Annotated in this window: 23 protein-coding genes and 3 pseudogenes; 8 read left to right on the top strand and 18 right to left on the bottom strand. The window is 61.2% G+C overall.

Annotated elements, in window-relative coordinates; all coding sequences use genetic code 11:
- The first annotated feature begins 74 nt into the window (after nt 1-74).
- Nucleotides 75-361: pseudogene (locus tag H0B43_RS35435) on the top strand (DUF4193 domain-containing protein).
- Here the strand turns inward: H0B43_RS35435 and H0B43_RS35430 are convergent.
- The 8 genes from H0B43_RS35430 to H0B43_RS42020 all read right to left on the bottom strand — a co-directional run bounded on the left by H0B43_RS35430 (nt 358) and on the right by H0B43_RS42020 (nt 6647).
- Entirely contained in the window at nt 358-633 is a 276-nt protein-coding gene (locus H0B43_RS35430) for a hypothetical protein (RefSeq protein WP_397517423.1), read from the bottom strand. The pseudogene H0B43_RS35435 and the gene H0B43_RS35430 sit on opposite strands and share 4 nt — an antisense overlap.
- 84 nt (nt 634-717) lie before the next feature.
- A complete protein-coding gene (locus H0B43_RS35425; RefSeq protein WP_185723738.1) occupies nt 718-990 on the bottom strand; it encodes a hypothetical protein in 273 nt (90 codons plus the stop codon).
- The gene (locus H0B43_RS42635; protein WP_282555421.1) at nt 974-1105 is read right to left on the bottom strand and encodes a hypothetical protein; all 132 of its coding nucleotides are present in this window, start codon (nt 1103-1105) and stop codon (nt 974-976) included. Before H0B43_RS42635 ends, H0B43_RS35425 begins: the two co-directional genes overlap by 17 nt.
- Before the next feature lie 94 nt (nt 1106-1199).
- Nucleotides 1200-1964 carry an SDR family NAD(P)-dependent oxidoreductase gene (locus H0B43_RS35420; protein WP_185723739.1) on the bottom strand — a complete coding sequence of 255 codons (765 nt, stop codon included), beginning with the start codon at nt 1962-1964 and terminating at the stop codon, nt 1200-1202.
- Complete coding sequence (locus H0B43_RS35415; RefSeq protein ID WP_185723740.1) at nt 1961-2380, bottom strand: hypothetical protein; 420 nt, start codon at nt 2378-2380, stop codon at nt 1961-1963. The genes H0B43_RS35420 and H0B43_RS35415 overlap by 4 nt, the downstream gene beginning before the upstream one ends.
- Nucleotides 2381-2518: 138 nt before the next feature.
- Nucleotides 2519-2887: a Dabb family protein gene (locus H0B43_RS35410; protein ID WP_213015337.1), complete on the bottom strand. Its 369-nt coding sequence runs from the start codon at nt 2885-2887 to the stop codon at nt 2519-2521.
- Nucleotides 2888-3076: 189 nt separating this feature from the next.
- Entirely contained in the window at nt 3077-4210 is a 1134-nt protein-coding gene (locus H0B43_RS35405; protein ID WP_185723742.1) for a cupin domain-containing protein, read from the bottom strand.
- Between the two features lie 2089 nt (nt 4211-6299).
- Nucleotides 6300-6647, bottom strand: a complete 348-nt coding sequence (locus tag H0B43_RS42020; RefSeq protein ID WP_252190875.1) for a hypothetical protein — start codon at nt 6645-6647, stop codon at nt 6300-6302.
- Here H0B43_RS42020 and H0B43_RS43335 point away from each other — a divergent pair.
- A pseudogene (locus H0B43_RS43335) lies at nt 6577-7044 on the top strand (response regulator transcription factor); the annotation flags it as partial. The gene H0B43_RS42020 and the pseudogene H0B43_RS43335 overlap by 71 nt on opposite strands.
- A 159-nt stretch (nt 7045-7203) precedes the next feature.
- On the opposite strand, the gene H0B43_RS43330 reads toward H0B43_RS43335, so the two are convergent.
- Together H0B43_RS43330 and H0B43_RS41000 are read right to left on the bottom strand one after the other, a co-directional pair.
- On the bottom strand, nt 7204-7554 hold the full coding sequence (locus H0B43_RS43330) for an IclR family transcriptional regulator C-terminal domain-containing protein (protein WP_397517551.1): 351 nt from the start codon (nt 7552-7554) through the stop codon (nt 7204-7206).
- Nucleotides 7555-7556: 2 nt separating this feature from the next.
- Nucleotides 7557-8051, bottom strand: a complete 495-nt coding sequence (locus H0B43_RS41000; RefSeq protein ID WP_213015336.1) for a helix-turn-helix domain-containing protein — start codon at nt 8049-8051, stop codon at nt 7557-7559.
- A gap of 9 nt (nt 8052-8060) precedes the next feature.
- Here H0B43_RS41000 and H0B43_RS35390 point away from each other — a divergent pair, with 9 nt between their 5' ends.
- The 3 genes and pseudogenes from H0B43_RS35390 (at nt 8061) to H0B43_RS35380 (ending at nt 10731) form a co-directional block, all read left to right on the top strand.
- On the top strand, nt 8061-9197 hold the full coding sequence (locus H0B43_RS35390; protein WP_185723743.1) for a cupin domain-containing protein: 1137 nt from the start codon (nt 8061-8063) through the stop codon (nt 9195-9197).
- Between the two features lie 207 nt (nt 9198-9404).
- Nucleotides 9405-10019 (top strand): annotated as a pseudogene (locus tag H0B43_RS35385) (fumarylacetoacetate hydrolase family protein).
- A gap of 91 nt (nt 10020-10110) precedes the next feature.
- The gene (locus tag H0B43_RS35380; protein ID WP_213015335.1) at nt 10111-10731 is read left to right on the top strand and encodes a maleylpyruvate isomerase family mycothiol-dependent enzyme; all 621 of its coding nucleotides are present in this window, start codon (nt 10111-10113) and stop codon (nt 10729-10731) included.
- A 278-nt stretch (nt 10732-11009) separates the two neighbouring features.
- On the opposite strand, the gene H0B43_RS35375 is transcribed toward H0B43_RS35380, so the two are convergent.
- From H0B43_RS35375 to H0B43_RS35360, 4 genes are all read right to left on the bottom strand, one after another.
- Entirely contained in the window at nt 11010-11849 is an 840-nt protein-coding gene (locus H0B43_RS35375; protein WP_185723744.1) for an alpha/beta fold hydrolase, read from the bottom strand.
- Nucleotides 11850-12050: 201 nt separating this feature from the next.
- Complete coding sequence (locus tag H0B43_RS35370) at nt 12051-12962, bottom strand: fumarylacetoacetate hydrolase family protein (RefSeq protein WP_185723745.1); 912 nt, start codon at nt 12960-12962, stop codon at nt 12051-12053.
- 456 nt (nt 12963-13418) lie between these two features.
- On the bottom strand, nt 13419-13772 hold the full coding sequence (locus H0B43_RS35365) for a hypothetical protein (RefSeq protein ID WP_185723746.1): 354 nt from the start codon (nt 13770-13772) through the stop codon (nt 13419-13421).
- 658 nt (nt 13773-14430) lie between these two features.
- Entirely contained in the window at nt 14431-15315 is an 885-nt protein-coding gene (locus tag H0B43_RS35360; RefSeq protein WP_185723747.1) for a LysR family transcriptional regulator, read from the bottom strand.
- 460 nt (nt 15316-15775) lie between these two features.
- Here H0B43_RS35360 and H0B43_RS35355 point away from each other — a divergent pair, with 460 nt between their 5' ends.
- A complete protein-coding gene (locus H0B43_RS35355; protein ID WP_185723748.1) occupies nt 15776-17737 on the top strand; it encodes an NAD(P)/FAD-dependent oxidoreductase in 1962 nt (653 codons plus the stop codon).
- The gene (locus H0B43_RS35350) at nt 17734-18609 is read left to right on the top strand and encodes an alpha/beta fold hydrolase (protein ID WP_185723749.1); all 876 of its coding nucleotides are present in this window, start codon (nt 17734-17736) and stop codon (nt 18607-18609) included. The genes H0B43_RS35355 and H0B43_RS35350 overlap by 4 nt, the downstream gene beginning before the upstream one ends.
- Nucleotides 18610-19168: 559 nt before the next feature.
- Here H0B43_RS35350 and H0B43_RS35345 read toward each other — a convergent pair.
- The 4 genes from H0B43_RS35345 to H0B43_RS35330 form a co-directional block, all read right to left on the bottom strand.
- Nucleotides 19169-20002 carry a mycofactocin-coupled SDR family oxidoreductase gene (locus H0B43_RS35345; protein WP_185723750.1) on the bottom strand — a complete coding sequence of 278 codons (834 nt, stop codon included), beginning with the start codon at nt 20000-20002 and terminating at the stop codon, nt 19169-19171.
- A 186-nt stretch (nt 20003-20188) separates the two neighbouring features.
- The gene (locus H0B43_RS35340; RefSeq protein WP_185723751.1) at nt 20189-20602 is read right to left on the bottom strand and encodes a nuclear transport factor 2 family protein; all 414 of its coding nucleotides are present in this window, start codon (nt 20600-20602) and stop codon (nt 20189-20191) included.
- A 53-nt stretch (nt 20603-20655) separates the two neighbouring features.
- Nucleotides 20656-21528 carry an SDR family oxidoreductase gene (locus H0B43_RS35335; protein WP_185723752.1) on the bottom strand — a complete coding sequence of 291 codons (873 nt, stop codon included), beginning with the start codon at nt 21526-21528 and terminating at the stop codon, nt 20656-20658.
- Between the two features lie 1308 nt (nt 21529-22836).
- Nucleotides 22837-23628 (bottom strand): IclR family transcriptional regulator, encoded by a 792-nt coding sequence (locus H0B43_RS35330; protein ID WP_312033613.1) that lies wholly within the window; start codon nt 23626-23628, stop codon nt 22837-22839.
- A 412-nt stretch (nt 23629-24040) separates the two neighbouring features.
- Between H0B43_RS35330 and H0B43_RS35325 the strand changes: the two genes are divergently transcribed.
- A complete protein-coding gene (locus H0B43_RS35325) occupies nt 24041-25177 on the top strand; it encodes a cupin domain-containing protein (protein ID WP_185723753.1) in 1137 nt (378 codons plus the stop codon).
- The last annotated feature ends 126 nt before the right edge of the window (nt 25178-25303 follow it).

Below are 25303 nucleotides of genomic sequence, written 5' to 3'. Positions count from 1 at the left end.
TTGGCAGCCGCGCAATCCCGGGCCCGGGTGCGTGCCACACCTGCACGCCCTCTAGTCTGGCGGCCCGAACAGCCATGGCCACCGACTACGCCCCCAGAGTCACCGAATCCGACGACACGAAATCGATCGAACAGCTGACCGCCAGCGGAAAGAATCTCAGTCCCCCGCCGTGGACGTCGACGACACCGACCCCGACGAGTCCTTCGAGCTGCCCGGCACCGACCTGTCCGGTGAAGAATTCACCGTCCGCGTGATCCCGAAACAGATCGACGAATTCACCTGCACCCGTTGCTTCCTGGTCCACCACCGCAGCCGCCTCGCCGGCAGTGCACAGCTGATCTGCCGAGACTGCGCACTCTAACAAAACGACGACGCGCGAAGGGCGTGTTCCCCTCGACGCCCGAATTTTGGGCAGAGGTGGCAGCGGGGCATCAGATCCGCGCGCATGCCCACGCTGACCGCCGCATCGATGACGCGCGGCCACATCCGTGGTTCGGCGAGCGCGAAGTCCTTGTGCCTCCCCGCGTGTGTGGTGACCACCTCGATTCGAGACTCGTTGTTCCACAACGCCAACGCGGGTCCGTTCGAGTGTGCGGCGTCGTAGTAGACACCGTGGATCCGGTGCCGGGCCACCGGCTGATCCTCATAGATCGCCCGCGCCCATTGCTGGGTACGCGGCCGTGGATAGTCGCCGGAGGCCGTCCGGTGTCGGCGGCATCAGTCAACCTCAAACAGGGGATAGTCCTCGCCGCGGTCCTCTTCCCACACCCGGCGATAGGGGCCGACGACGTCGCGCAACGACTTAATCACTGCGCGTAGAGCATTCTCGGAGTGATCGTTCCCGTTCGCCAAGATCAACGACGTGGTCGACAGGCCCGGGTCGTTGCGGCGGCCGCTGCGATGCAGCAAGCTCTCCAGCCGACTGCGAGTGAGTTTCTGGCCGGCGTCGGGCGTGGCACTGCTGTGAGCACGGTCAGGGATCGCTGACATTCGCCTCGTCGAAGATGTCGAGGTCGACCTCCGGCCCGTCTGCCTGCGTGGTAGAGGGTGCCCGGCCGCTGCTGGACGGGGCGTCCGGGCACAAGTCCTCATCTTTGATGGACATGCAGTGTCTTCTGTTCGCGCTACGGACTGCACTTTCGAGGGAGTCGTTCGACGACGTACGATTTGCCGTTGACTCGTTGGTTGATCGGCGGACTTCACCAAGCACTGGCTCCACCGTCGATGCTCAAATCAGTTCCGGTGATCCAGCTCGCCTCGTCGGAGCAGAGGTAGACCAGTCCCCAAGCGATGTCCTGAGGGGATCCAAGGCGGTTGATGATCGTCTTGGTGCGGGCGCCTTCTTCGAACGCCGGCACGTGTTTGAAAGCCTCCCGCCCCCCAGGGGTCTCGATGACCCCCGGAGAAATGGAGTTCACACGGATGCCGTGAGGACCGCCCTCGAGGGCGAGCTGACGAGAAAAAGCGATCATGCCACCCTTTCCGACGGCATGTGCGCTGGCCCCGAGGCCTCTTGTCGCGCGCCATCCCGCAAGCGAACCGAAGTTCACGATCGACCCACTCTGCTGCGCGACCATGTGTGGCCACGCAGCACTGATCGACAAGAACACGGTGTCGAGCTCGCCCTTCATCGTGTGCTGCCACTGCGGGAGTGTCATCTCACCGATCGGAGCGAAATCGACGAATGAGGCGGCGGTGATCAGGCTGTCGATGCGACCGTGCTGTTGGACAACGCCGTTCATCAGGCCCTGGGCACCGTCTTCGGTGGTCAGGTCGACAGTCGCTGTATGAATCGGCGTTCCTGCAGCCTCCGCGAGCTCGACGGTCTTCGCGAGCAAGTCCGCATTCAGTTCTGCGGCGACGACAATGGCGCCCTCGCGGGCGAATGTCAGGGCGGCCGCCTGACCGAGCCCCCCTCCGGCGCCGGTCACAACTGACACTTTTCCTGCGAGTCGATCGGTCACGATGACTGAATTCCTTTCGTCGTCTCTACGGAGCCCGCAGAGTTTGCTGGCGTATTGAGTTCTTTCGGCTGCGCGAGCCGGCCGACGGCCGAGTCCTCCGAGAACGCGGCGGCAATTTCCGGCTGATCGCTGAGTCGGGGCCCACCGATGTTGGTATCGAACGCCGATGGTGCGATTGCTTTGATTCGAATACCCTTCTGCTCCAGATCTTTCGCCGCTTCACTAGACTGCTGCCCGCAGCTTTCGAAGCGGAGTGCGGATATGCTGTCAAAGGAAGGAATCGCAGCGCGACCGAGGATGTCACAATGATTCGGGCGCTGTCTTGAGCGCATCAGCGAATGCTCCTCGATGTACGAGATGAGGTCTCCACGCTGCGCTAGGGCGAGCACCTCTCCAGTTCGTTTCGCGAACCCCAATTGCTCATGGTCGGCGATGCTTCTTGGACGACCCCGAAGAAGGAGAATGGGACGCTACCTTCCGCGAGACCTACCAGGACGACGAGTCTCCTGCCTAGCCATTCCGATGCGGCGCGAGTCGTGGACGACCGAATTCACTCATGCCGTTATCGCTGCGATGTGCTCGATAATCTTTGGCGTGCTTGCCATCTCGCTTATGGTTTTCCGAATTCGATCATAGAGGGTCGGATCGAACTCGTCCGACGCGTCACAGAACATTGCTTTCTTCCACCGAGGGATGACGAAGTCGATGATGACGGCGTGGTCGGGGTCCGTGAGGTAGCTCAGATAATCGGCCGATCCCTCGAACAGCACGATAGCGGTGTGCGAGAAGCCGTTGGCGGGATTCCCCAGATCTTGACATACGGAGCTCGAGATCACCATCGGCAGATCTACCAGCGAGCGAATCTGCCTGCATACTTCGTCGCGTTCTGCAACTGTCAGTCCGTCTTGGAGGGAAAACCTCATGATGTGATGAAACATCCTGTTCCTTCTGAAGCATCCGGAGGCGGAGGAGAATACGGGCGCGATGATTGGCGAGACCGAAGCGACTGGCCGACGCCGTGACCACTGTGCGTATAGCGGCTCAGAGCGGACTGTCGTACAACTCCGTTGATCCTCGTTGGCAGTCCTCCACAGAGATCGCCACCGAGGAACTCAGCTGAGGTCTTTCACCGGGAACACGCCTGGCCACTCGTCAGGACCGAGAAAATAGTTGGCGCTGGTCTTCGTTACCCACTCCATGTAGGCCTGGAGCTTCTCGGGGGTCGAGAGGTCGGCGCCCCTGTTCTCAGTGGCGAGCGCGTAGAAGAAGTTCAGAAATCCTCCACCTCCCGGGACGAGGCAGGTCAGCACACGTGCGCCGGACTCTCCAGAGATGTGGTAGTAGTGCGGGTAGTCCCGCGGACCCCACACGAAGTCCCCGGGCCGTCCTACCTGCTTGGTCACTCCGGTGGGCTCGGCCACGTACAGAGTGAACTCGCCCTCGAGGATGTAAAAGCCTTCCTCCTCCAGCGTGTGAACGTGCGGGAAGACGATGTCTGGAGCCGACCACGCCACCTCGAGCAGATCGAAAAGATCACCGGTCTGGTGGCCCCAGGCGTGGAAGATGAGCTCGGTGCTGGTCATTTGGCCCCCGCCGACGTTCAGCTCGTACTTGTTGTCAGGATCGGACTTGAAAGGCGCATTGACCATTCGATCGATCTCGGTGGGCCCCAAGAGGCGAGCGTCCGGGGTCAACGGACCGCGGGACAGCGCCGGCCGGGTCGACGGCGGGGGACCTTCCGGCCCGAAGACGCGAACGCCGAACTCCCGGAATGACTTCTCGGCCAACTCAGCCACACTGAGGGCCGTCGCGCCGGCCTCCTCGAAAAACTTGGGCACGAGATCGGTGCCTGGCACGAGATACTGCAGGACCTTGGCCCCCTGAGCACCCGCCCGCAGCTTGTGCGCACGCCCCATGGGGTGCCACACGAACTCGCCCGGTCCTGCCTCGATCACCAGATCGTCGTGCGGCATGTCAAAGGTGACAGTGCCCTCCAGGACGTAGAAACCCTCGTCCTCGAGCGAGTGCAAGTGAAATCCAGAGTCCTCGCCCGGGGCGAGTTCGTGCACGGCGACGGTGAGTCGCCGGTTGGTCTGGCTGGCCTCGGCGAGGACGAAGAGCGACTTCTGCTCGCCGTCGAGAGTGTAAGTGACTTCACGACCTGGAGCGGGGGTCCTGAAGGCCCCGTTCGTCACTGCTGGTGGATGGTCCGTCAGCGTGACGTGCGTGCTGTCAGTGGTGGTCATGTGATCATCTCCGGCGTGGGTAGGGATAGACGGGTTGGTAGGTATGGATAGGAGGGACTTAGGGCACGGAATGGTCGCAATCTCGCGAGAGACCCGTGATCGGACTTGTGATTCACACAAGTGCAACCGTTGTCGGAGCGAGCTTCTCAAGCGTGTCCGGAACGGCACTCGCCGTCCGCGCGGCGGAACCGCCAGGGATTGTAAAGAGATCGGGACTTCTGACGTCCCGGCACACGCTGGAGGAGAGCTCAATCATGGTTGCGGTCACCACGAACTGGCGCGCCCTCTTCTGTCAGAGCAGGTGTCGGTGACCCAGCTCGCCACATCGGAAACATCGAGAGACGAGCGTCCAGACGAACGTCTTGCGGTGAGCCGTGCGGACGAGCGTCGTTTTCACCTCGGCAGCTTCCTCGAATTCTGAACGCGTACTCGGCGTCGAGTTTCGACGAAAGGGTGCTGATGACGCCTAGTGAGACCGTGCTGGCGCGGATACCCTTTGGGTACCCTTCGTATGCAAGGCGGCGCGTGTACGCGGCCAAAGTACTCCTCCGCTCTGAGGATCAGCTAGCTCTGTGAGCCTCATCATATGTACGTTCATAACTTTCATCCCAACAGATCATGCAAATGTCTGACATTCACTTCATAAATGCTTTTCAAAGTGCTGTTCGGTCGAAATCTACGCCGTGATCTCCTGGGCTTGTGGTATACGCTTGAAAGATCGTTCAGTCGATCAGGGAGGATGGGTGATCCAGCGTCTCATTTCATTTCGCGCCGGATGGCGGTCCCAAAACTTCTTGATGGACGCTGGACCTTCGAAATTCAGCTATGACGTCTCTGATCTGGCCGCACTACCGAAATTGCGAGAAATACCACGCTATCGACCGGCCTGGGTTCGCCACGCTCGCCCGGGGCGGACATCATTATGCAGCGGTCGAATATGCAGGGTTACTAGCGCGCAGGCTGGCCGCCCGGAGAACACCACCACCACCGCCGCCGTGCGGCATCGTCCGCGAAAGTGTCGGACATCATTGGCGGGATCGAAGCTGTGGACACGCTGTTCACGACAAGCATGCAGCTACCACCACGCCGCAGCGCGCTCGGTCCCGCCCCCTATCGCTACCTACCATAGGTGAAACGAGACCCGGCACCGTTGACAGCGCAAAAGCGGTCACCCTCTTCGTCGACCGCGCACGACGTGGTGCCGGACTTTACCCTCACGCCGCGGAATACGGCGGCAATCGTGGAGCTCCGCACCCGACTCGACGGGATCCCGCTGGCCATCGAGCTGGCTGCAACCCGACTGCGTGCGAGATCCGTCGCAACCCTCGTTCAACGGTTGCATCATCGCTTCGAGCTGCTTTCCATAGGAGATCGGAGCGCGCTGCCGCGCCAACAGACATTGCGCGCGATGGTCGACTGGAGCTATGAGCTGTGCAACATGGAGGAACTAAAGCTCTGGGCCCGATTGTCGTTCTTTCCTGGCAGTTTCGACCTCGCGGCTGCCGAGGCGATCTGCGGGACGGCAGACCTCCCGCTCGGCGCGATGCTCGCTTTTCGATCGGTTGGTGAACAAATCAGTCCTTGGTGTCGAGCGGACCGACGAGTTGGTTCGCTATCGGCAGTTGATGAGCATGCGCGAGTACGGCGCCGAGTTGATCGACACCCGACGGAGCTCGGGCGGCTCAAACGGGTCCATCGGTATCACTACCGGGATGTAGCGCGACGGATGGTGGACGGGTGGTGTGCCCCGGGCCAGGCTCCGGCGCTTGCTGACGTCAGGCACGACCACGCCAACATCATCGCCGCACTGGAGTGGTCGGCCACAGCTGAAGGCGAGTCACAAGCTGGAGTCGAGCTTGCTTCGCTTCTGCGCTACCACTGGATCGCCGGCGGACACCTCAGCGATGGCCGTCGATGGTTCGACCGCTTGCTCGCAGACGATGACACCACCGGCAGCGCACTGTGGGTGGCGGCGTGGGTGTCCCTGGCCTCGGGAGACTCCGACGCCGCCTTGGTCTACCTGGAGCGATGCCGCCGGGCGGCGGAATCGGCGGGTGACACTGAGATGCGTTCTCACGTCGATCAATGGTCAGGGCCCTATCATCTCTTCCGCGGGAATCTCGACGAAGCAGTTCGTCGCCTTCAGCAGGCGTTGCACGCGCACCGACAGGCCGGCGACCACGCGGCGGAGCTCATAGCCGTGTTCCCCCTGGTCCACGCGCAGGCCTACGGCGGGGATCCGGCGGGCGGCTTGCAAACGTGCATGAGCATTTTGGCGCTGGCTGACCAGAACGGTAAACAGTGGGCACGCAGTTATGCGCTGGCCGGAGGCGCGCTCTGTCACCGCATGCGCAACAGAATCGACGATGCAGAGGAGTTCATCCAGGAAGCGCTTGAACAGCAGCGCGCATTCCAGGACCCCTTGTGCACGGCGCACCTTCTGGAGAACTACGCGATGCTTGCGATCTCTCGCGGGCAGCTCGACAGAACAGCCCAGTTGGCACACTACGCGAGTGCAATGTTGGCACGCGCTCGGCACGACGGCTCAGGCGTTCGGACCGCCCATGGCCGAGGACTATTCGCGAACGGCGGAAGAGCTGGCGCACAGATTGGGCACGGTGGAATCCGGAAGTCCTCGAGCAGACCATCCTCCGCTGGACTTGCCGGGGATAATCGGTCTGGCCCTGGGCGATTCGGTGCCGACAGCCGGCGTAGCCGTGCGTGGCAATCCGTTGACAGCTCGACAGCAACAGATCGCCGAGTTGATCGCGGAGGGCCTGAGCAACCGCAGCATCGCGGAGTCCCTCGTCATCTCACCCCGAACTGTGGGCAGTCATGTCGAACACATCCTGGCCAAACTCGACTTCAGCTCGCGCACACAGATTGCCACCTGGTTCTTTGAGCAATCATGGAATTCGCGAATCGTTAAGCGTACGAGTGCCTATCGACAGCAGAGCCTGAGAAAGATCAACCGTTCGCGAGGCGAGAACACGTCAGTCGAGGTCCGCTCGGACGCCGTCGGCAGCCATCATGAGCGTGGCGACGAGGGCGGGCAGGCACTGCGGGTCATACCGGACGGAGGGCATCGCGATCGACAGTCCTGCCACCGCTTTGTCTTCCAGGTTGCGCACAGCTACGCCGATGGCCACGACGCCACGCTCAGAGCGTCCCCGGTTGACAGCGAAGCCCTGACGGCGCACGCGCACCAGCTCGGTGCGTAGTCGTGCGGGCTCAGGGTCGGCCGAGGCGTGGTCGGCCGTGGTGCCGGACCCATTCGCAGCCTCTCCGGGTGACAGAGAATCAAGTAACCGCGTCAACTCGGACTCGCCGAGCTCGGCGAGCAGGATCAGACCACCCGACGTGCGGTGCGCGGGAACACCATGCCCTCGCGTGAGCCCATCCGCAGGGCCTGCGTCGATTCCACCGAAGCGATGAATCGGACCTCGGTGCCGGTGCGCACCGTCAGGTGCGCGGATTCGTCGACAGCTCTAACCAGCCGTCGCATATGCGGCAGGGCGGCTGACCGCAGTCGAGCAGTGGCCGACCGGGAGTGTTCCGCCAACTGCAGGATCGGCACGGCACCGTAGCGCCGGTCGGGACTCCGTACGGCGAAGTCGCGGTAGACCAGCATCTGCAGGAGTCGGTGAGCTCTTGATCTCGCGACCCCCAGTCGATCTGCGGCCTCGGCCACCGTCAGCTCGCCCTTAAGGTGCAACATCGCTGCCAGCCGCAGTGCGTGGTCGACACTCGATATGGCGTATGCAGGCGGATTCTTCGGCGGCATGGTCGCACAATTCTGTATAACAGAATATTGTGTTCTGCTTGGTGCTTCTTGCGTCATGGTTTCACCATGAGCACACTCGACAACCCCGTCCGGCTACAAGCAGTCAACGCCCAAGGCCAGCCTAATGTCACCCCCGCACTCGAAGAGCTCTATCGCGGCTTCGAGTCGGAGTTGCTCATCCCGCTATGGACCGCGATCGGCGATCTCATGCCACCGCATCCGCGGTCACGTGCGGTCCCCCACCTGTGGCGGTGGGAGAATCTTGTCCGCCTCGCGGAACAGGCCGGGCAGATCGTGCCCGTCGGCCGCGGAGGTGAACGACGCGCGATTGCACTGGCCAATCCAGGGCTCGACGGAATCCCGTTCGCCACACCCACCCTGTGGGCAGCCATCCAGTACCTGATGCCCGGTGAAGATGCGCCCGAGCACCGTCACAGCCAGCACGCGTTCCGCTTCGTCGTTGAGGGGTCGGGAGTCTGGACTGTCGTCGGGGGCGACGCGGTACCGATGAATCGAGGTGACTTCCTGCCCCAGGCCGGCTGGAACTGGCATGCCCACCACAACGCCACGGACCGGCCGATGGCGTGGATCGACGGCCTCGACGTCCCGTTCCAGTACACCAACGAGACCCAGTTCTTCGAGTACGGACGCGATCAGCTCGACGACGACGAACGCATCACGCCCGAACGTTCGCGCTCCGAACGCCTGTGGGGTCACCCGGGCCTGCGTCCGATCGCAGCGACGCCGGTCGCGCCGGGCACTCCCCTGTTGTCGTACAAGTGGGAGTACACGGACCGCGCGCTCGACGACCAACTAGCCGTCGCAGCGGAAGGATTCGGTGGAACAGTCGAGCCCGGCCACGCCGCGGTGCGATACACAAACCCCCATACCGGCGGGGACGTGCTGCCCACACTGCGCACCGAGTTCCACCGGATCGCTCGCGGAAGCGAAACCGCACCCGTGTCCGAGACCGGTTCGAGCGTCTACCAGGTGTTCGACGGAGCCGGGGTCGTCACGGTCGGAGACCGCAGTTGGTCGGTGACCCGTGGCGACCTGTTCGTCGTGCCATCCTGGTCCCCGTTCTCGGCGAAATCCGAGGCGGGTCACTCCGATTCGGATTCCGGAGCGCTCGACTTGTTCCGATTCTCCGACGCACCGATCTTCGAGGCACTCCAGCTCAACCGGAAGAACATCACCCGATGAAGCTCGTGACCATCCGCACCGAGGGCCAGACGCGTGCCGTTCGACTCGAGGGGGATCGGCTCTTCGACCTTGGCGTCGAAGACCTGGGTGAACCACTAACACAACCAGATTGGCGCAACATCGCGGCTGTCGACGCCGGGGGGCCACCACCTATCCGCTGGAGGCAGCGGACCTTGCGCCCGTGGTGCCGAACCCGTCGAAGGTCGTGTGCGTCGGGCGCAACTACACCAACCACATCAAGGAGATGGATCCGAACTCCGCAGTCACCCAACTCTTTTCCCGACGCTTGCCGACTCGCTGATCGGTGCTGGTGACGACATCGTGAAACCGGCGGAAACCGACGCGCTCGACTGGGAAGTCGAACTCGTCATCGGACAGCAGGTGCGTCGGGCTGACGACGCCGCGACGTGAGCCGCGATCGCCGGGTTCACAGTCATGAACGACGTGTCGGTGCGCGACTGGCAGTTCCGCACCATCGAATTGACACAAGGTAAGATCAGGGATTCGTCCACCCCGGTCGGACCGTGCCTCGTGACGCCGGACGAGGTCGGGGGCGTGCGTCCCGCACTCGAAGTCACCACGACCGTGGACGGGACGGTGATGCAGCGCGCCAACACCGGCACACTGTTGTTCGATCCGGTCCATCTCGTGACGTATGTGTCCACCGTCATCCGGCTCAATCCGGGCGACATGATCGCCACCGGCACACCGGTAGGCGTCGGTCACGCACGCGATCCGAAGGTGTACCTCGTCGGTGGCGAAACCGTGGTTACGGCAGTCGAAGGTCTCGGCGCGTGCACCAATCGGGCCGTGACGCAGTGACCCGATCGTTCTCCGATGCGCGCCCGGTGGATGCCGGAAGGCACCACGCTGTTCCTGTCCGGCGTCGACCGTCTCGACGAGGAAGGTCTGGATGCCGTCGATTCTACCGGGCTGGAGCAGGCGGCACGTCGTGGCGCATGTCGCAGCCAATGCGGACGCCCTCGGCAATCTGGTGCAGTGGGCCCGGACGGGAGTAGAGAGCCCGATGTACGCCTCGCCCGACGATCGTTCGCGCGGCATCGAGGAAGGCGCGACGCTGACTACCCCAGAACTGGTCTCGTGGATTTGCGCGTCGGCGACGACACTCGCCCATGCGATGGAGGAGCTGTCCGACTCCCAGTGGGACAAGTCGGTGTGCACCGCGCAGGGTCGAGTGGTCCCGGCAACGGAGGTCCCTTGGATGCGCTCACGCGAGGTTTGCGTGCACGCAGTCGACCTCGCCGTCGGGATCGGTTTCGACGAACTAGGCGTCGACTTCCTTCGGGCCCTGGGCGATGACATCGTGGCCAAGCGCCACACGTCGCCCGCCGTGGCGCTCGCACTCGAGGTCGACGATGACTCGTCCCGCTGGGAACTCGACGGTCCGGGCGAGGCGCAGACCGTCACCCAATCCCTCGCCGATACGGTCGCTTACCTCAGTGGACGCCTGTTGCGTCAGCGACCGGCCGGCGCGGCGAATCCCAGGGTCCCGGTTCTGCCGACCTGGCTCTGACACAGCGGCACAGTTGCTGGCTGACGGATGTGGGGCGGGCGGAATCGCCGGTCTCAAAACGGCTTCCGCGCCACCCCGTGGAGGGATCGGCCGTCTGGCTGTCTGCGGAGGCGAACACTGAAGCTCGTTGCGGTCAGGTCAGATGGTCAGCAGGTACACCCGACCCGCCCCCATGACCGCCACGAACGCCGCCTGTGCTCGTGCGGCTTCGTAGCGGATCTGAATCCGAGTGCCGGCGGGACGTGCTGTCGCGCGTGTGGTCCTGTGGATGCGCCACCTTACCGTGCGCAGAATGCGGCAACCGTGTCGTTGAAACGATCGGGGTACTCGATCTGAGGTAGGTGTCCGCAGTTGTCGAGCGTCAGCAATGCGCAATCGGGAATGCGTTCACGGAGTTCATCGGCATAACCGGGCTCGCGCAATTCGTCGTTTGCGCCGGCGACCAGCAAGGTAGGTACGTCGATGCGTTCATAAGGGATCGTGTCTTGCTGCCCGAAATCCGCACGTTCGCTCACAGTTGGCGCCTTGAATCGGGCAGCCGCGACAGCTTCCCACGCGCCGGGCTCGATTGCAGCTTCGTAGCGGGCTTTGACCAATCTTTCATCGTCGAGCAGATCTTGATTGAACACGAAATGCGATACGATCTTGCGCATTCCCTCATAGGTACAGTCGTAGTCAAGGGTCGCGGCCCGTGCAGAGTTCAAAGGTATGAACCCGCCTCCGGACACCGAAACGATTGCCTTGATCGGCCATGCGTATTCGCTGCCGGCCGCAACAGACAGCAAGAGCGTCGCACCCATCGAGACACCACAGAAAACTGCGGGACCGAGATCCATCACCTCGAGAAAACGCGACATGTGCCAGAGACGCCTAGCGCGACCACCCCCGAAGTCGTGCACTTTGTCGGTACCGCCGAAACCCAACCAATCCGGCGCGATCACACGGTGGGACTGCCCAAGAGCCTCGACGTTCGGATACCAGGACAGTTCGGCCGACGAACCATAGCTGCCGTCGTGCAGCAAGACCAGCGGAGGCCCGTCACCGAACTCCAGGTAGTGGGTTCTGATCCCGTCGATGAGGATCGTACGGCTGGATGCTACTGGAACAAACTTTGACATGGTCCACCGATCTATGAAGAGCGTGATAGTTACGACGGTAGTGCGCGCTCCACTTGTTTGGTACGCCCCCCGCATTTGTGCATTGATTCGTCACGTGACATGGACACCACATCGAGCGGCCAGGTGACATGGTCGTGCCGTCGCGCGCCCCCGCAGCTGACGGACCCGCGACGTCCCCGGCGAGTTTGCCGACCGCCCTCGCTATTTCGAGACCGGTGTCGAGAAGCTGGGAGCGACCGGACCCTGCCTAGCACCTCGGGTCGGGCAAGGGACAGCGCCCAGGTCACTGACCTTGACACGGAGAGTATCGAAGCCCTGCATGTCAACAGCGATGTCCTGGCCGTCGCGGACCTGACCCACACCGGCCGGCGTCCCTGTTGCGATGACATCGCCGGGAAGCAGAGTCATCACGGAGGAGGCATACGCGATCAGCTGCGGCACTCCCCAAATCAGGTCGGCGATCGGCGCAGACTGCCGCAACTGGCCATCCACCGCACACGTGAGCTGCAGGTCGGAAAGGGAGCCAACCTCATCCGGCGTGACCAAGCACGGACCCATGGGGGTGAAGGTGTCAAAGGACTTACGTGTCGAACGGTCCTCGCCACCACGCATGGTGATGTCCAACAGCAGGGAATACCCGGCCACCACATCGAGCGCACCGTCGACCGCGACCCCCCTCGACTTCTTACCGATGACGACCGCGAGTTCGCCTTCCTGGTCGAATCGCCTGTCGGTGTACGGCAACCTGACTGTCGATTCGTGTGCGAGGAGTGATTGCGGAGACTTCAGAAACAATCCGAGCGCCGAAATGTGCACACTCTGGTTCATCTCGACTTTGTGGTTCTCGTAATTGACCGGAGCGGCAATGATCTTGCTGGGATCCGGGACAGGCACGTCTACCGTCAGGTCCTCGAGGGAAATCAGCTCTGCGGACGGCAGTTCGTCCGCCACTGCCTGCACATCACCGGCTGTCCGCTCGAGCAACGCCCGCATCGGGCTGACGTTCGCCGCCGCGTCGCGATCTTGATCGGAACCCACAACGCGGACTCCTTCCTCGGTGAGCACGCCGACGCCGCGGCGCCCATCGAGTGTGGTAAAGCTCAGGAGTTTCATGATTTGTCTCCTACAGACACTGTGCTGAACCCTCGGTCAGCGTTCGGTTGAAGTGCAGTCGTTCGACGATCGGACCATGGGAAGACCGGAAGGAAGCGAGGCCTTCTCGGCCGGAGGAAGGATGCCTTGCCATCTCGACTCCCGGGAACCGCGCGCGACTGCGGTTGGATGGTCATCACCCCAGACGTGTGCGCCCTCAATGTACTGATGCGATTCGCTTTGACACCGGCGTATCGCCTCTGGCCCACTGGTGTTGTCTCCAGCCCGGAACGGGACCCGCTACCGGGACTCTGCCCGGCATCGGTGGTGGTCATGTCGGCTCCTTAGGGCGATCGACCGTCAGGTCTACGCAAAGTACACGCTGTGAAGCTATTAACAACAAAGGGAATCAGAACAATCGGTCGTTCGAGGATCCAGCTAGTGCAGCGTGGGGTAAGTAGTTTGACGGTCGAGTTGTCACCGGTCACCCAGATCAAGACCGGGTGATGTCCGACGCCGCGCATTGCTGAGATCACGTGCGAGCGCTGCAAGTGCCGACAGCCCATAAATGCGCCCGGGAGAGGTGGTGCCTTGCTCGAGTCGGGCCAACTGAAACCTCGCGGCGCCTCGGAGCCTGTAGTTGTACTCGCTCATATCGATTGAGAAGGCGTTCGCAACGTTTTCCGGAGAGGGCCCTCCAAGCGGATCCCAGAGCAACGCAAAATCGAGGATGTCATTGTCGTTAAGGCTGTTCCACATTTTGTCCTGCTTGGGGGTACATACACTGATTTCTCGCAAGTTCTCCGAGACCGTCAGGTCGTCAGCTGACATGCGAAGTCGACGTTTCAGATCGCCGCGGGTTTACGGGAGAGATGAGAACCGCGCCGGGCGCGGGTATGCGTCCACCAAACTGTGTATCTCGGCTTCGGAGCAGGTCGACTCCGGGATGACCTGCCACAATCGCTCGAGGAACCGGCGCCGCGTCATCCCGAACTGCAGAAGGATTTCCTCCTCGGAAGCACCCCCGTACGGCACCCACATCCTGGCGAACCCTATGAGGCGCTCCGCCTCGCTGTCAGGATGGGTCCGGGTGCGGTTGGCTTCCACCCAACCGGCGCGGCGCCTCTGGCGCCATTGGCGACATTCACGAGCGTTCACGGGATATTCACCTCTAATCGTATTTAGGAGGCCCTCGGAACTGCGGGTTCCTCGCCGGCGAGGGATATGCGGGGAACGCCAGTCGTCCTCGCACCGACTGTCAAGGTACTTACCTCACGCCGCACTAGTGGTCCTGGGCTTACCCAAAACCCGTGCTGCACATCGGAAGACAAGTACGCCCCTGGATGAGTACCTCATCGCGAGTTGCACACATCTCTCACCGTAGATCCGAGCGGCGATGTGCGCAAACCTCGATCATCAATACTAGACATTCACAGCGCGAATACCCTGCGCTGAAAGGCATCCACTGGTTCTGCGCAACGCGCTCCGGCTAAGAGTTGAGCTGTTGGCCGATTTCGGCCAGCCGCTCTCTGACCCAGAGGTTTCCCGGGTCTCTGTCATTCTGCGAGTGCCAATACATACTTATGTTCACACGCGGCAACTCTATCGGCGGCGCTATGGTTCGAAATTGACCACCGGCATTTACTCTTTCCGCCAGTTTGTCCTGAATGACACCGATGTGATGATTGCCGGACACCAGGAACGGGATGACCATGAAGTCATCGACAATGATGCGGTCGTTACCAAGACCGGCGGCGACCAGCGCAGACTGCGCATTCACCGGGACGCCTCGATGCTCGTACACCACGTGGGGGTACTGCCTGAACGACACCGGGTCGAATCGCTCCCCTTCAAAAGGATGATCGCGATCCACCAGACATACCCATTCCAAGGACAGCAGGCGCTGATTAGAATGTGCGATTCCGTAGTGCTCCGGCAGTAGAACCAAGTCGATGTTTGCTTGGGTCAGCAAAGTGTTGCTCGGTTCCCCGATGGGAACGACCTGTATCCGAATGTTGGGGGCTTCGCGCTCCAGGACCTTCACGAGGGGGGCGACCAGCATCACCGCGGCGGCATTGGCCGTGGCGATGTGGAAGCACCGTTCGGACGACGCTGGGATGAATGGGAGAGGACTGAGAACCTCTTCCCGCACGATGGCCAAGAGCCGAGTCAGCGGCTCTTGCAAAGCGACCGCGCGCGTCGTCAGCTGCCACTCCCGACCGGTCCTGATCAGGATTTCGTCGTCGAGGGTCTTGCGCAACCGGGCCAGAGTATTGCTCATCGCAGACTGGGTGATTCCGAGGGCGTCGCCCGCACGCCCGACGTGGCGTTCGACAAGCAACGCTTCGAGCGCCACCAGGAGGTTGAGATCCACCCCGTACAGATTCCTGGGCAACGTTCTCCCTCCCCGCGACATCCGCAACCAGCCCAATCTACCACCTCGTACGCCCACTGCGTTTCAGCAGACCGAGCGCGCCGACGGCCCATGGGGTTACGGGTCGACCCCCGCTTCATCCACGACAATGATGCCAGCCATCACCGATCGTCGCTCTCGAATGGGTTGTCGGAGTACAGCGGACGCAGTCTAATGGAGCAGTATCGAAATCACGGGATGAGTTCGGTAACGCACCGGTTGCGACCCACCGGCTGCCTGGTGGAGATCTCAACGGGGGTCGGCATATCGGTACAAGCGCACCAGCCGAGTCGCATCCACGATCTCAACGGAATGAACTTGAAGTTCACGAGGGTCGGTCGTGACCGTGAGTCCGCATTTGTCACTCGCGTCCAGACATTCTCCGCACTCCCCCAAACAGATATTCATCGAGGAGTCCTCAATGGTTGCCCCCCACGTTGTGCCCGGAATTTTCACCGCGGACGACGACACATTGATACAGGCGTTCAGAGACGCTGACCTGCCCTCTCTGCTACCTGCGCTTGCTTTCGTCACCGGTGACATGAGTCTGGTACCAGATGAGTTGCGTCCACAGGTACGGATATCCGGTGCCGCGATGGCGCCACAAGGCGGACTGGCCCCCGAACAGCAAGAGAGTGCACGAAGCCTCGCTCTCGACTGTGTTCGGAAGTTTCGAGGGGCCGGCGCTCCGGCGGATCGCATTGACGACGCCGCTCTCCGTCGGTTGATGCGATTCATCACCGGCGACACCAAGAGCGACTACGAGCCGTTGCTGTTGAAGGAACTTGGCCTTGCCGAACTCGAACGTTCTGATGACCTAGACAACGCGAGCGGCCTCTCTGCACTGGTCATCGGCGCCGGCATGTCCGGGCTCATCGCTGCCCACCGCTTGGACCAGGCCGGCGTTGATTTCACGGTTGTCGAACGCAACGCAGACGTAGGTGGTGTCTGGCTCGAGAACAGCTACCCGGGATGCCGGCTCGACACGAACAATTTTGCTTACAGTTATTCATATGCTCAGAAGAGTGACTGGAATCATCAGTACTCTACGCAGAGATCAATCCACGAGTATTTCCGCGACGTTGCCGATCGCCTGTCACTACGTGACAAGATTGTCTTCGGCACCGAAGTCATATCGGCAGTGTACGACGAGGACGATTGCGTCTGGACAGTCACGATGCGGTCGTCAGAAGGCGTCGCCACCCAACGCGTCAATATCCTCATCAGCGCCGTGGGCCAGCTGAATCAGCCGTCCATCCCGGACTTTCCGGGTACCGCCAGTTTCAAGGGCACGGCCTTCCACACAGCGCGATGGGACCACAGCGTAGACCTCGCCGGTAAGAGCGTAGCGGTCATCGGGACCGGAGCCAGCGCTTACCAGTCCATTCCATCGATCGCAGACGAGGTCGGTGAGTTGTTCATCATGCAGCGCAGCGCACCCTGGGCGCTGCCGGCACCTGCGTATCACGACGAGATCGCGCCAGGACTCAAATGGTTGTTCCAGAACCTGCCCCACTACCACAGCTGGTTTCGCTTCTATCAATTCTGGATCGCCGTCGACGGAATGCGTCGATTCGCCGTCGTCGATAGCGACTGGCAGCGATCGGACTCGGTCTCGGAGGCGAATTACCAGCTCAAACTCGCTCTGGAGAGCCACATCCGAGCTCAGTACACGGACCGCCCCGATCTGATCGACAAGGTCATCCCGGACTACCCTCCATACTCCAAGCGAATGCTGCGGGACAATGGCGTCTGGGCGCGGACCCTGCACCAGGACCATGTTTCTCTTGTGACCGACAAGATCGAGCGTCTCACCGAGGACGGGATCCTGATGGAGTCCGGCGAAGAATACAAGGTCGACGTGATCATCTACGGCACTGGTTTCAAGGCCTCCGACTTCCTCGCACCGATGCAGATCATCGGGCGCGACGGAAAAGAACTTCATGAACAGTGGGGCGCGGATCCCCGCGCGTACCTCGGGATCACCGTCCCGAACTTTCCCAACCTTTTCTGCTTGTATGGGCCCAATACCAACCTGGTCCTGAACGGCAGTATCATCATGTTTTCCGAGTTGGGGATGAAACACATCATGGACTGCATAAACACGCTGGCCAGTCAAGGACCTGGAAGCTTGGAATGCGCCGTCGAGCCCTATGAAGCATATAATCGGCGTGTCGATGAAGGTAACGAAATGATGGCCTGGGGCATACAAGGCGTTCGAAATTGGTATAAGAGCTCGTCGGGCCGCGTGTCCCAGAACTGGCCATTCAGTACCATCGAGTATTGGCGAGTCACCCACCACTTCAACGCCGAAGATTACACCTATACGCCGGCTGCAGTGACAGCGGGTACGGCGCATTCGGCAGGGGCCGCACGATCATGATGGATTCGCTTTCACCTGCCAAATTCGAGAGGGTGGGGTCGTTTCGTACACGATATTACGATTTCGGTGTTGCGGATGCCCCAGTTCTGGTACTTCTTCACGATGGCGCATGGGGTGGAAGCGCTTCCGTCACTTGGGAGCGCATTGCGGCACCACTCGCCGAGCGATACCGCGTCATAGCGCCGGATCTCCTGGGTTTCGGCGCTACGGACAAAGCCGTGTTCTTGGGCGAATCCCCTTACGATTTTCGCATCCGTCACGTCTTTGATTTGTTGCGTCACCTCGGGGTGACGTCAGCGATTCATCTGATCGGGAACTCGTTTGGCGGCTCGCTGGCGCTTCGTGCCGCCGGTTATGGCACCCATACCGCCGACATCGCCGATATAGAAATCAAGTCTGTCGCCAGCATCAACGGAACGGGCGGGCCTTGGCGGACTCAGCTGGCCCTCGACGAGCTCGGGTGGTGGGACGGGACACGGGCGGACCTCGAAAGGGTGGTTCGGCTGTTGATCGATGACGGGCAAGACTTCGCGTCGCACGTAGACCAGCGGCTGGAGCAAGCGACAACGGCGGGACATTACCGCGCGGTCAAGGCACCGACACTCGCATTGCCAGACGCCCTGCGCCTGCCAAAAGCGGCCGATTCATGGCCCGAGCCGCTGCGCACTTGCGAGTCGCCGGTGCTGCTGGTCAGCGGGAAGCGCGATCCGTTGTTGGAACCGGAATGGACGTCGCGGTTGCAGTCCGTGTTACCGCACTGCGAAGTCGAACAACTCGACTGCACGCATGCGCCCAACATCGATCATCCGGATGAGCTCTTGCAAGTGCTCACGCAGTTCTTACTCCATAGCGAGACCACGACAAGAATCTAGAACAAACGGCTCCACCACTTCCCGGCCTGTTGTCTCGCAACAAGGAAGAAGACCCAAGGCCCCCCTTCGTACACGAAGGGGGGCTTCTTGCCAGTGCGCGCCCGCCGACTTGTTTCGGCGGGTGGCCTGGGCGCCGTTCTATGGATTTGGGCGGAGTCAGCCGCAGATTGATCCAGCCTGTTCCGTCGATCATGAGGAGAGGCCAGGAGCGTCACGTGCCCGGGTGTGGTCGTCGCAGGGCTCCTGCGGGTACGCAAACTGCCGGGTGCATGGATGGTGTCAAACGTGCGGCACCAAAAGCACAAAAGGGCCCCTGGCATCGCGCGGTTTTCAACTGCGCCGTCACAATCCAGGCATCACTGGCGGGAAGATGGACTACGCTGCCCGCTTCGCGAATAGTGGACCACACCGGGTAGATGTCCCGGAGGCTGTCGTTCGGCAAAGATGTCCACATCCATTGCGGAGCCTGAACTTTGCCGTCCACTTGGGTCGGTCGAGGTCTCGACCGCATTACCCTTTTCGGTACTTATGATTTCTCCTCTGCCGCAGCCGGAACGAATTAAAGAAGAACAGATCCGGCATCGACTGGCAATGTGAGTCCAGTGATGAAACGAGCTTTGTCAGAAGCAAGGAACGCAACTCCGTTGGCGATGTCCTCGGTTTCGACGTACGGCACCGGCAAGACATTCAGCGACCGGTAAATGGGTTCGACGTCTTCCAGCGTTGGGGCGTCGAGGTCGGGGCGGAATGCTTTGTAGTTGTATTCGTTCAAGAGCAGCGGCGTAGCTGTGGACGTGGGGTGAACACAGTTAACTCGGATCGAGTGCGATCCGAGTTCGAGGGCCAGCGTCTTCATCAGTCCGATAACGCCCATTTTCGCTGCGATGTATGGTGCAAGATTGGGCTGTGCACGTAGCGCGAGGGCCGAGCTCACGAGCGAGATAGAGCCTCCACGTCCACCCTCGATGAGGTGCGGAACCGTGGCACGAACAGTGTTGAAATGTCCCGTCAAGTTATTGGTGATGACATTGTTCCACTCTTCGGCGGAGATTTCCTGGACGGGTCCGGGATTTCCCAGAATTCCTGCATTCGCCACGACAACGTCGAGTCTTCCGAGTTCTGCCACCCCTTCGTCCACCACCGAAGTGACTGCGTCCAGGTCGCGCACGTCGCACTTACGGGCGATGATGCGGCGCCCGAACTTCTCGACGAACCGCTTCGCTTCTTCGAGATCTTCAGGCGTGGAAGCCGGTCCTCCTTGCGAGGCGATCGGCTCGACGATGTCGAGGCCGATGATGTCGGCCCCTTCGGACGCAAGTCGAACAGCTGTGGCGCGGCCGATGCCCCGGGCAATTCCGGAGATGAAAGCGACTTTTCCTTCTTGTTCGGGCATGATGGAGACCTTCTTCTGGGTTGGTGGGCAGCAGGACGCGCGTGGCGATACCAGCGTCAAGACGTCCGTGCCCTGAGATACAACGAAACGGATGAATAGATCCGAATGCGCGTCCGTGAGATGCGACCGGGGTGGAGCGCACATTCTGCTGGACAGATGATTCAGTTGACTTGCCGGGCAGATGATTCAGTTGGCTTGCGCGTCGGAGTAGACGTCGGCCAAGATGGGAGCGAGCGCTTCGGTGCCATAAACATTGTCGAGATACTCATGCAAGCTCGAGATCTTGGTTCCTGAGAATGTGATCCAGTAGGAGATTGCGTTTTCGTACGCATCTCCGTTGCGAAACCGGCTACCCGACTTGGCCTCTACTGCAACGAAGTCTCCATCGCTGATCATTCGGATCGGATTGATCAGCATCTGACGCTCGTCGAAGTGCTTCGCGAACGCTTCGCTCAGCTTCGGGATCTGATCTGTGAGGTCGCCCAGGCCGTTGATCCACCAGGTGAAATCATCTGTCCCGTATCCCTTTACAGCCTGCTGCATTCCTTTGGCAGACATGTCCCTGAAAAAGTCTGTAACAATCTGCTCATTCTGCTTCACTTTACGTTCCCTTCTCGATGATGGAGACTGCACGCCCGGGGGCCGTCGGGCTTCTAAGAGACTGGTTCCCGCCACGCCACAACGCTCTCCTTGATGTAGTCGTCGTAACTGCGCGGGGGCCGACCCAGCAGGCGGGTGAGAGTGTCGAGTTCATCGACGTTTCCGAGCATCCCGTGCAGTCCGATTTCATAGAACATCGCGCCCACATCCTCGATCATCCAGCTCGTGAGGTACGGCTCCATCGAAGCCTCCCACACGTTGATATCTCCTTCGTACCGAACTGGTTGACCCAGGGCGCGGCTCCACTTTTCGGCACACTGGGGTCCCGTCAGGTTTTCGGGCCCTATGAGCGCGTAGTTCCTGCCACTGTGGCCGTCGGAGGTCAGGACCTTCGCCGCTGCTTCAGCGATATCGCGCACGTCGACCCTCCAACAGCCGACGTCTCCAACCGGATTGAGATAGAAGCCGTGCTGGAGCATTGCGTAACGGCAATCCTCATCTGCCTGGAAGAAGAAGTTCGGACTGATGATCGTGTAATCGAGCCCCGAGGACTTCAACGCCGCTTCGATAGCAAGCTTGGCTCCCAGGTGCGGGATGTGGTGCAGGTGGGCCAGACTGTGCGTCGACTGATAGACGAAGCGTTTGACCCCTGCTGCCCTTGCCATGGAGAGGACCAGCAACCCTTCAACGGTTTCGTGGTCCGTCGCCGCGTTCAGCATGAACACGGACTCGACACCCCCGAACGCGGCGCGTGCACCGTTGGGGTCCTCGAGGATGTTCGCGACGAACACCTCCGCGGCGTCCGGAACGAGTGCGGCCCGGTCGGGATTGTGGACGAGAACGCGCACTGTTTCGTTCTGCGAAGTCAGATTCCTCACCAGGTGAGTTCCCACTCTGCCAGTGCCGCCCAAAACTAGGATTGTCATACCTTCTCCTGTGACTTTTCTCCGCCGAACCGGCGGAGGCTATCGAATATGTACCGTCCTCGATCTGGTGACTCCAGATCCACCACCGCATCGACAGGCTGATCGCATTCGACTGCACCGGCCGTTGTGGCGTGACATCGGTTGTTCCTGTGGCGGACGGACCTCTTTCCGGAGCGGGAGGAACTTAGGAGCCCTCCTGACACCGATGAGTTCGCGTTTCAGACGTCGCCCACACAGATGGGTTCCGTGCGGGCGGAGCAAACGCGGTGCGGTTCAGCCCTCGCCGGTCCTTGTTCCGCTTGGACTTGCGGGCAATTCCCAGGTGTCCGGAGCCCATCCGGCGCTGTGATCCACGTCATTTATATAAGACCAGGTTGCGGCGGTTCACAATTACTTTTCGCGTGTTCTTCAGTGATGACGGCCATCAGTCTTGTGAATGCCTCTGAGGTCGACGTCGTTCGTGCCGCAGGGAGTCGTCGGGTCATCTTGCCTCCCTTTATGTCCCGGCCAGTTGGCTTCGCCAACCCTGTGCACGCGCGATCCTCGGCCAGCCAACAAGCGCCGGCGGCCGCCGACCGGCGTCGGGGACTTCCGTCGGATCGTGACCCGCGTCACTTGGGTACTTTAGCATCCACCTGAGTACCCTGCCCATACCTGGTAGTCCCAACTACCGCAGAACGGCTGGATGGTGTGGCGATCGACCGTGGCGGCCTCGCGCGATGGCGGCGGCGATGACCACGCCGAAGCCGGAAGGGACCCAGAGGCCGGTCATGCGACCCGCCGGGATCAAGGCGCTGCGCCGAGGAGGGCAGACGAGAACGCGTCAAGCGTCGAGCGGCTGGTCACCAGTTGACGAGTGGACAGAGAGATCTGCTGTGAGCGCGTTTGCCGCGGCAGTCAATGCTGTGGCTGTTACTGATAGAGCCGTGGGTTGCTTCTGGCTTCAAAGGCCACTCGTTCATTGATCGTCAAGAACCCCGCGTCGAGATGCCACTTGTCACCGGGCTGTGGCCAGCGGCGGCAGCCACCGACTCCTTCCCATTCAGCCATGTCTCCGCACATGGGTACATTCGGCACAATGTTAGTACCCGATTATGTTCCGCACTAGGGTCGACCTGCGCGCGGGCGGCACACTGTGGCCACGGCCCTTATCGAGAGCCCATCTCGACCACCTGGAGCTCTCGATCGCGGACATCGCGTACTCGCCGAACCTGAGTCAGCGTCGTCTCGGCCGCGTCTTCGCCGCGTGTGAGACCACCGGTGGTGGCGGGCTCTAGTTGCAGTCGCACATTGAAGGGGCCGAATCTATCAGGCGTTCAGTGGCTGGTCGTCGGCTGAAGGATGGTCGGAGAGATCTGCTTCAAGTGCCTTTGCGGCGGCGTTCAACGTTGTTACGAAAGCAGGCAGAGATGTAGCGATGTAGCGGGATTTCGGCATGGAGATCGTCAGGCAGGCGATCGGATCCCCACTGGAACCGCGAACCGGCACGCCCACTGCCACAACGTCTTTCTCGAATCTACCCACATTCACTGCAAAGCCGTTGCGACGAATGGTTTGCAGATCGCGCCGGAGCATACGCAGATTTGGACGCTCTCCATAGGAGTCGGTCTCCGGCCCGTCTGGGTACATCGTCTCCAACTCGCGTGAGCTGAGGGGGGCAAGAAGCAGGAGGCCAGCGGCAGTGCGGTGCGCAGGGATCACCATCCCCTCTCGAGAGCTGACGCGAAGTACCTGTTGGCACTCGACAGCGGCGATGAATCGAATGAGGTCATTCGTTCGCACCGCTAAGTTCGCGGTCTCCTCTGTAAGGTCGACTAACCGCCGTAGGTGGATCATCGCCGCTGCTCGTAGACGGCTTGCATGGGGTCGGGAATACGCCGCCAGTTCGAGTACCGCACCGGGCCGATAGACGTGGTTGTCGTCCTTCACGGCGAAGTCGCGGTAGACCAGCATCTGGAGCAGTCGATGCGCGGTCGAGCGCGCGACACCAAGTCGCGCGGCAACCACACTCACTGTGAGCTCACCCTCGAGCTGCAGCATCGTGACGATCTTAAGCGCGTGGTCGACGCTGGTGACCGCATACGTCGGCCGGTCCTTCACCGCTCCTCCTTGTTCTGCAAGACAGAATCTTGTGCCTAGAATCTGGTGGAGCATACATAGTTGGCATATGGTCGCGATGTCGAAGGCCAGCCACACCGTGATCGGCATGGTCGGCGGTCGCTGTGCACGGCAATAGTCGACATCAGCGGTGCCGATGTCGGCCCTCTCGAAGGTCGGTCAAACCATATGGAGCGACTCCGGGGTGTCGTGCCTCGAGGTTCTCCGCCGACTACAACGGAGTCGGTCACGCAATTCGTCGTAGGCCGAAGCCGAAGGCCGAGATGGTCGCGCGCGCATTCGAACATCGACTCAGTCGACGCCCGACCCCTTATTAGTCATGGACAGGTGGGAACTTCAACCGCTCATCCAACATGGCGAGAGTCTTGCCCGTGCTCAACAGAGAAGGATGATTATGACGACCACTGAGCACAAGCCCGCAGTGACCAACGGGGCATTCAGAACCCCCTCCCCCGGCCGGGAGGTCAGATACAAGACCGGCGCCGATGCCGAGAAGGCCGCGTACGTCCTCGCGGAAGCTTCTCAGACCAACCAAAAGTTGAGTGTGGCGTTGCACGAATTGGAGCCGGGAGAAAAATCCGGAAACCACATGCACACGCTGGAGGACGAAGGGTTCTTCGTCCTGGAGGGCACCGTCACCTTCTTCATGCCTCACGACGACTTGGTGATCGAAGCCGGCCCGCGCGAGTTCGTCTGGCATCCGGTCGGCCGGGCCCACAGCTTCCAGGCCGGTGACCAGCCGGCGAAACTCCTCCAGTTCATCGTGCCGGGGAAAGACCTCGTTCCGGAATTCTTCGAAGCGGAGGCCGGAGTCGACACCAGTACTTCCGAACAGCTTTCAGCATTGGCGGAGAAGTCGTTCCGCGAGTTGGGAATACGGGTATTCGGTCCTGACGCCACGCCTCCGTCGACGAGGCCTGCGATGGCACGTGGGCCGCGTACACCCGACGCTCGCCTGCTGATGCCCGATGAATCAGATAGGAAATTGAACAACCCGTTCAAGTCCGACGCCCGCAACAAACTCGTGCTGAATGTCGATCGAGGCGCAATGACGAGCGGGGAACTGATCTTTCACGCGTGGGGCCATCAGACCGGCGACTTATTCGAGTTGTTGGAAGTGGCGTGGACGAAACCCGACATCGTTTTCCCCCATGTCCACACTCTGGAAGAGGAAGGTTTCTACGTCCTCGAAGGTGAGTTCACCCTGTACGTCGCCGAGCCGGAGGGAATCACGAAGCAAGTTGGTCATCCAGGTGACTTCATCTGGGGGCCAAGGGACTACCCCCACTACTACCACATTTCAGGAGAGCAAGGCGCGCGCGTTCTCACATGTTTCGTACCCGGAGGAGCGGGATTCTTGAACTTCTTCCTCGGCATTGCGACCGAAGGAAGAGGCGCTGACCTCTCGACGTTGGAGAAGCTCCAGGACTTCCAGGACTGGACCAACAAGACTTCCGGACAGTACTTCCTGGGCCCTGATGAGTGGCCGGGAGAGTTTCCGACGCCAGTCGGTGGTGGAACACTTTCCTGACGAAGACCGACCCGCAAGCATGAGTTGCCGAGCGGAGGGCGGGCGCGACCAGAGGCTTGGTCGCGCCCGGCCTCCGCATGGCACTGTCACGTTGTTGAACGCGGCAAACTGGGAGAATGTGGCGTG

The organism is Rhodococcus sp. 4CII, from assembly GCF_014256275.1.
GTDB classification, from domain to species: Bacteria; Actinomycetota; Actinomycetes; order Mycobacteriales; family Mycobacteriaceae; genus Rhodococcus_F; species Rhodococcus_F wratislaviensis_A.
The sequence above is the reverse complement of the archived record's forward strand: the minus strand, read 5'-3'. Positions and strand labels throughout refer to the sequence as shown.

What these genes read in the sequence shown, in the direction of transcription:
- H0B43_RS35425 (WP_185723738.1), bottom strand. Translation starts at nt 990, where the DNA reads ATGTCAGCGATCCCTGACCGTGCTCACAGCAGTGCCACGCCCGACGCC.
- H0B43_RS42635 (WP_282555421.1), bottom strand. Translation starts at nt 1,105, where the DNA reads ATGTCCATCAAAGATGAGGACTTGTGCCCGGACGCCCCGTCCAGCAGC.
- H0B43_RS35410 (WP_213015337.1), bottom strand. Translation starts at nt 2,887, where the DNA reads ATGAGGTTTTCCCTCCAAGACGGACTGACAGTTGCAGAACGCGACGAA.
- H0B43_RS35405 (WP_185723742.1), bottom strand. Translation starts at nt 4,210, where the DNA reads ATGACCACCACTGACAGCACGCACGTCACGCTGACGGACCATCCACCA.
- H0B43_RS41000 (WP_213015336.1), bottom strand. Translation starts at nt 8,051, where the DNA reads ATGACGCAAGAAGCACCAAGCAGAACACAATATTCTGTTATACAGAAT.
- H0B43_RS35390 (WP_185723743.1), top strand. Translation starts at nt 8,061, where the DNA reads ATGAGCACACTCGACAACCCCGTCCGGCTACAAGCAGTCAACGCCCAA.
- H0B43_RS35380 (WP_213015335.1), top strand. Translation starts at nt 10,111, where the DNA reads ATGCCGTCGATTCTACCGGGCTGGAGCAGGCGGCACGTCGTGGCGCAT.
- H0B43_RS35375 (WP_185723744.1), bottom strand. Translation starts at nt 11,849, where the DNA reads ATGTCAAAGTTTGTTCCAGTAGCATCCAGCCGTACGATCCTCATCGAC.
- H0B43_RS35370 (WP_185723745.1), bottom strand. Translation starts at nt 12,962, where the DNA reads ATGAAACTCCTGAGCTTTACCACACTCGATGGGCGCCGCGGCGTCGGC.
- H0B43_RS35365 (WP_185723746.1), bottom strand. Translation starts at nt 13,772, where the DNA reads ATGTCAGCTGACGACCTGACGGTCTCGGAGAACTTGCGAGAAATCAGT.
- H0B43_RS35355 (WP_185723748.1), top strand. Translation starts at nt 15,776, where the DNA reads ATGGTTGCCCCCCACGTTGTGCCCGGAATTTTCACCGCGGACGACGAC.
- H0B43_RS35350 (WP_185723749.1), top strand. Translation starts at nt 17,734, where the DNA reads ATGATGGATTCGCTTTCACCTGCCAAATTCGAGAGGGTGGGGTCGTTT.
- H0B43_RS35345 (WP_185723750.1), bottom strand. Translation starts at nt 20,002, where the DNA reads ATGCCCGAACAAGAAGGAAAAGTCGCTTTCATCTCCGGAATTGCCCGG.
- H0B43_RS35335 (WP_185723752.1), bottom strand. Translation starts at nt 21,528, where the DNA reads ATGACAATCCTAGTTTTGGGCGGCACTGGCAGAGTGGGAACTCACCTG.
- H0B43_RS35325 (WP_185723753.1), top strand. Translation starts at nt 24,041, where the DNA reads ATGACGACCACTGAGCACAAGCCCGCAGTGACCAACGGGGCATTCAGA.